This is a genomic window from Pseudoflavonifractor sp. BSD2780061688st1 E11, assembly GCF_005844125.1.
GTDB classification, from domain to species: Bacteria; Bacillota; Clostridia; order Lachnospirales; family Lachnospiraceae; genus Sellimonas; species Sellimonas catena.
On sequence record NZ_SPHM01000097.1, the window covers coordinates 1 to 1694 of the forward strand.

The 1694-nt window shown below is 44.3% G+C and carries 1 protein-coding gene; it reads left to right on the plus strand.

Annotated elements, in window-relative coordinates; genetic code table 11:
* Window positions 1–139: 139 nt before the first annotated feature.
* Window positions 140–1423 carry a helix-turn-helix domain-containing protein gene (locus FGQ85_RS18125; protein ID WP_087252863.1) on the plus strand — a complete coding sequence of 428 codons (1284 nt, stop codon included), beginning with the start codon at window positions 140–142 and terminating at the stop codon, window positions 1421–1423.
* Window positions 1424–1694 lie beyond the last annotated feature (271 nt).

Below are 1694 nucleotides of genomic sequence, written 5' to 3' on the forward strand. Positions count from 1 at the left end.
ACTGAACTGAAAAGTTTATTTCCACTTTAAATGGGCTAAAGTGGATTTTAGTCTTACGCTTATTTCTACTTCCATTCCTGTTGCAGTTTGTCTTACACTGGTCTTGGTTGACAGTCGCTGGAAAGGCTGGTGTTTCCCTATGACATTATCAAATGCTTTTTCCCATTTAACTTTGGAGGAACGTCGCATCATTCTTACCGGCATTACCAATGGCTCTTCTAAATCCGCCATCGCCCGAATCATCGGAAAGGATAAATCTACCGTCGGAAAAGAAATCAAACTCCACCGAAAGCTTACTCATAAGTGCAGGCTTCCTCTTGAATGCGCAAACTATCGCTCCTGTGTCTTTGGCCGGCATTGTACTCCCGACTGTCCGGAGTATCTCCCTTTCCGCTGTTCCAGACGGGACCGTTCTCCCGGTGCCTGCAATGGATGCTCTGACTGGCCACGCTGCCGTTTCAACAAATATCAGTACTGCCCGGAGGATGCCCACCGTGACTACCGTACCACTCTCATCGATTCCCGCCAGGGTGTAAACCTGACTGTTCAGGAAGCAAAAAAACTTGCTGCTATCATTGCTCCCCTTCTAAAACAAGGGCACTCTCCCTACCGCATTGTAGCCAGCCATCCGGAACTCGGTATCTGCGAAAAGACCCTTTACAATTATATTGAAGGAGGCGTCTTTCGAGAAATTTCTGATATCTCCGTGTTGGATCTCCGACGTCAGGTATCCCGAAAGATTCCCAAAAAGCTCTCCAAAGGCTTCAAAAAGAGAATCGACAGACACTATCTTCAGGGACGTTTCTACAAAAACTATCAAGAATACGTTTCTGAACATCCGGAAGTTTTTGTTACACAGATGGACACCATTTATAACAACGTTTCTGACGGCCCTTTTATTCAGACCTTTTTCTTTCTCCGCCCACGGATCCTTTTCGGCATCCTGCATGAAGAAAAAACTTCTCTTGCCATGAAGCAGGGCGTGGACCTTCTGGAATCCATCCTTGGCCCGGAAGTATTCCGAAAATATGTCCATGTCCTGCTCACTGACAGAGGGTCCGAATTCTCGCTGGCAGAAGAGATGGAACACAGCACGGATGGCACAAGAAGAACACGGGTCTATTATTGTGATCCCATGCAGTCCGGTCAGAAAGGCACTTTGGAAAACAAACATATTGAACTCCGATATATCCTCCCGAAAGGAACAGATTTAAGAGCACTCGGCTTAACCGACCAGACAGCATTGAACCTCGCTCTGTGCCATGTGAATTCTGCACCTGTAGAAGTTCTGGGAGGCAAAACTCCCCTGGAACTGACTGATTTTCTGTACCATGATCTTTATGAAAAGCTGTATGACTTTGGAATTCAGCCAATTCCAAGGGATCATGTAGTTTTAAAACCGTACCTGTTAAAAAAGAAGTAAAAAAAACAACAGGCGGCTGTCATCCCCTTCCCATACTGACCAATTCCAAGTGGATTTTAGTCCTACACCTTAAAAACCACGACCGAAATCCGCTTTTTTGTCATGCAAAAAAAGAGGAGGAAACGGCGGTAAACCTGTTGTTTCTGTTTTTATTGTAACACTGAATTCTACTTTATAGCATAAAAAAAGTAGCAATTCTCTTCTTTTGTAAGAGTAATTGCTACTTTCATATTTCCTAATTTCAAAGTGGAATTAAACTTTTCACTTCAGC